The organism is Delftia sp. ZNC0008 (assembly GCF_000799035.1).
Lineage (GTDB): Bacteria > Pseudomonadota > Gammaproteobacteria > Burkholderiales > Burkholderiaceae_C > Comamonas > Comamonas tsuruhatensis.
On record NZ_JTKZ01000965.1, the window covers coordinates 1 to 4,475 of the forward strand.

The 4,475-nt window shown below is 70.9% G+C and carries 1 protein-coding gene; it reads right to left on the reverse strand.

The features are described from left to right. Positions 1-150: 150 nt before the first annotated feature. The coding region (locus tag L995_RS30970) for an Hpt domain-containing protein (RefSeq protein ID WP_047475339.1) at positions 151-4,475 on the reverse strand (4,325 nt) is incomplete at its 5' end.

Sequence of the window (4,475 nt, forward strand, 5' to 3'; positions counted from 1 at the left end):
CCGCGTAGCCGCGCGCGAGCGCACGCTGGCCCGCTACGGCGTGGTCAAGCAGGCCGGCTGAAGGAAGCCGGTGCAAAGGCACCGGAGCCAAGAAAAAAGGAGCAGCGCTGGCTGCTCCTTTTTTGCGGGGCGAGGGCTGGCCGCCGAGGCTCAGGCCTCTTCGCCCAGCACCTGCGTCTCCGTCTGCAGTGACAGCGGCGCAGGCTGGGTGCTGTTCCCTTGCAGGGAATAGTGCTGGATCAGGCCCAGCAGTTCCTCGTCCGAATAGGGCTTGCCCAGGTAGTGGTTGGCGCCCAGCTGGCGCGCCATCTCGCGGTGCTTCTGGGCGATGCGCGAGGTGATCATGACCACGGGCAGGTCGCGCAGGGCCTCGTCGGCGCGGATGTTGCGCAGCAGGTCGAAGCCGTCCATGCGCGGCATCTCGATGTCGGACAGCACCAGGGTCGGGCGCTCCTCGGCCAGGCGCTCCATGGCCTGCAGGCCGTCGGCCGCCAGGGCCACGCGGTAGCCTTCGCGCTGCAGCAGGCGCTGGGTGACGCGGCGCACGGTGATGGAGTCGTCCACCACCAGCACCAGCGGCACCGAGACCGGTCCCGCGCTGGCCGGCACGGCTTCGCCGTCGCCCTGGCCGGCGGCACGCTCGGCCTCTTCGGTCCGGGCGCGCACCTCGTCGCCATAGACGTTGGCCAGCGCCACAGGGTTGTAGATCTGGACCACGGCGCCCGAGGCCAGCACCGACATGCCGGTCAGGCCGGGCAGGCGGGCCAGCTGGGGGCCGAGGTTCTTGATCACCACTTCCTGGTTGCCCAGCACTTCGTCCACGTGCAGCGCAATGCGCTGCGACGCGCTGCGCAGGATGACCACGGGCCGGGTGCGGCCCACGGTTTCCTCGCTGCGCAGGGAGGACTGCCACAGCGCGCCCGCCCAGTAGAAAGGCAGGGTCTCGCCGCCATCTTCAAAGCCGTGGCTGGCATAGGCCTGCTGCAGCAGATCCAAGGGCGCACGGCGCACGATTTCCACCAGGCTGGCCGGCACGCCGACCAGCAGCCGGCCCGCGCGCAGCATGACCACCTGGGTGACGGCCGTGGTCAGCGGCAGCACGAGGCGGAAGGCACTGCCCCGGCCCGCTTCGCTGTGGGTTTCGATGCGGCCGCCCAGCGCGTTGACCTCGGAGCGCACCACGTCCATGCCGATGCCCCGGCCGGCCACGCCGGTCACCTCGGTGGCGGTGGTGAAGCCGGGCTCGAAGATCAGGCGGCCGGCGTCCTGCTCCGTCAGCGTCTGGTCCTCGGGCCACAGGCCCTGGGCCACAGCCTTGTCGCGGATGCGCTGCAGGTTCAGGCCGGCGCCATCGTCCTCCACCGACAGCGCCACGTCGTTGCGCTCCTGGCTCAGGATGATTTCGATGGTGCCCATGGCCGGCTTGCCGGCAGCGGTGCGCTGCTCGGGCGGCTCGATGCCGTGGGCCACGCAGTTGCGCAGCAGGTGCTCGAAGGCCGGCATCATGCGGTCCAGCATGCCCCGGTCCATTTCAATGGTGCCGCCGAGGATGTTCAGCCGCACCTGCTTGCCCATTTCCTTGGAGGTCTGGCGGACCACGGCATACAGGCGCTCGGCCAGGGAGTCGAACTCCACCATGCGCGTGCGCAGCAGGTCGCGCTGCAGCTCGCGCGCCTGGCGGCCCTGGGCGACCAGGTCGTCCTCGGCGCCCGCCATGTCGCGCTGCAGGTTGCGCTGCACGGTGGCCACGTCGTTGACCGACTCGGCCATCATGCGCGTGAGTTCCTGCACCCGCGTGAAGCGGTCGAACTCCAGCGGGTCGAAGCCGGCCGCCGAGTCCTTGGACAGGGCCAGGCGCGACTGCATCTGGCTCTCGGCCTGGACCTCGATGTCGCGCAGCTGCATGCGCAGGCGCTCCAGGTTGCCGGCCAGCTCGTCCAGCGAGCCACGGGCCTGGGCCAGGCGCGCATCGACACGCGAGCGCGCAATCAGCACCTCGCCGGCCTGGCTGATCAGGCGGTCCAGCAACTGGGCGCGCACGCGCACCGTCTGCTGGGCACCGGCGCGCAGCGGCGCAGTGACAGGCGCTGGCACAGGGGCCGCAGCCGCCGGTGATCCAGCCGCTGCCGATGCGTCGGAGGCCGCAGCCGCTGCGGGCTCGTCGAGGGAGATTTCATCGCCCAGGTCCAGCGGCGCTTCCTGCGCCTGCTCACCGGCCACGCGCAACACGTCGAAGCCGGCCTGCAGCGCGTCGAAGCTGCCCAGCAAGGGCTCGATCTGCTCGGCGGTCGGAGATTCGCCATCGACCCGCTCCACGGCAGATTCAAGGCGGTGGGCCATCTCGCCCAGGCGCATGGCGCCCGCCAGCCGCGCACTGCCCTTGAGCGTGTGCAGGGCGCGCAGCGTTTCGTGGCGCGCCTCGTCCAGGGAAGGCCGGCCATGCCAGCGACGCAGCGCAGCGCCCAGGCGGGGCAGCAGCTCGATGGCCTCTTCCTCGAAGATGGGGAACAGGTCGGGGTCCACTTCGTCCAGGGCGTCGATGTCGTCGTCCAGATCGTTGCCCACGGCCACCGCATGGGCGATGGCCTCATCGATGCGGCGCTGCAGCTCGGCTTCCTGGCGTGCGTCGTTGACCAGGGGGCGCATGGAATAGGCCAGCGGCGCCACGTCCTGTGCCTGGGCCTGGGCCTGCGCATGGGCGCCGGCGTCGAGCACGGCATCCGTGCCAGGCTGCGGCAACGGCTCCGGCAGCAGCGCATCGAGCCGGCTGTCCGGAGCGTCCGCGACTTCGATATCCAGCGCCAGCAGTGCCTGCAGGGCTTCTTCCACGCCCGGCTGGGGTATCTTGAGGAAGCCGGCCGCGAACTGGTGCAGCAGGCGCTGCACCTCGTCGGAAGCCGCAATGCAGGCGGCGACCTGCTCAGGCGTGCCGCAGCGCTGCGGCTGCAGATGGGCCAGCGCATGCTCCAGCAGGCGCGCCAGGTCCGACAAGGCCTTGAAGCCCACGGTGGCCGAGCTGCCGGCCAGCGAATGCGCGAAGGCGATGGCGTCATCGGGCACGGGCTCGCCGGGCTCGGTCGCCCATTGCTGCAGCGACAGGTCCAGGCGGCGCGACCATTCGTCGGCCTCGTTGAGATAGACGTTGTACAGCGGCGCGCTGATGCGCAGGCCGTCCACGACCTTGAAGCCATCGGCATCGACGCCGGACGGCTCCTGTGCGCCGGACTCCTCAGCCACCGCAGGCGCCTCATCGGCCACGGATTCGGCATGCAGCTCCTGCGGGGTTTCCGCCTCGGAAGCTTCTACGGCTTCGATGGCCTCGGCAGGTGCGGCTGCCGGAGTCAGGTCCAGATCCAGCCCCTCGAAAGGCGCCAGCGGCACGGCGGCGTGCGGAGCCTGCTCTTCGGCTTCGGCTTCTGCGCCTGCTTCTGCTTGCAGCTCGGGCAGCGCGTCGGCATGTGCCTCGGGCACGGTCTCTGTGCCGGGCAGCGCGGGCTGGTCGCCCGAGACAACGGCCAGGGCTTCCTGCTCGCTGTCGCGCATGGCCGCCTCGAAGGCGGCGAAGTCCAGCTCCTCCACCGCGTCGGTGGCCAGCGCGGCGGGTGCCTCGGCGGTCTCCGGCTGCGTTGAACCCTGCGACTGTTCGGGCACGGCCGCCGCAGGCTGGGGGTCCAGGTCCAGCAGACCGAAGTCCAGCGCAATGTCCAGGTCACCGGCGGGCCCGGCGGTCTCGGCGGGCACGGCCGGCTCGGGGGCTTCCCGCTGCTCGGCCTGCAGCTGCTGCTCCACTGCGGCGAAGGGCTCCACCGGCGCATCGACCGCGGCAGGCTCGGCCTGCGTGCGGCGGTCGGCACGCGGCACCAGGGCCACGTCGGCGCGCACGCCTTCCAGGCGCATGGCATCGGCTGCGGCGCGGAAGGGCGTGGCCAGCCAGGCATCGGCCTGCTGGCGCTCGATGGCCGAAGCCCAGGCGCCAAAGGCGCGCAGCGCGTCGCTGGCCAGCTCCTGCATGGGCTGGGGCATGGGCTTTTGCTCGGCCAGCCAGGCATTGAGCATTTGCTCCATGGCCCAGCCGGCTTCGCCGAATTCATCCAGGCCGACCATGCGCGAGCTGCCCTTGAGCGTATGGAAGGCGCGGCGCAGCGTGGTCTGCTCGCTGAGGTTGCCGGGCTCATCGGCCAGGGTGCGCAGCGCCTGCAGGCCGTTGTCCACGACCTCGCGGGCCTCTTCCAGGAAGATGCTCAGGATTTCGTCGTCAGAATCATCTTCCGAGACGGTCAGACCGGCCAGCGGGGGAACGGGTTCAGGCAGGGGTTCGGGCTGAGCCGTGGCGGCAGCGGCAGCAGGGCCGGGCACCGGTTCGGCCGCTTCAGCCACGTCAGCTGCTTGAGCCGCTTCGGCGGGTATCTCGAGCGCCTTGGCGAATTGCGCCAGTTCGGCATCGTCGGCCAGCGCTTGCTGCCCGGCGGCAGTCG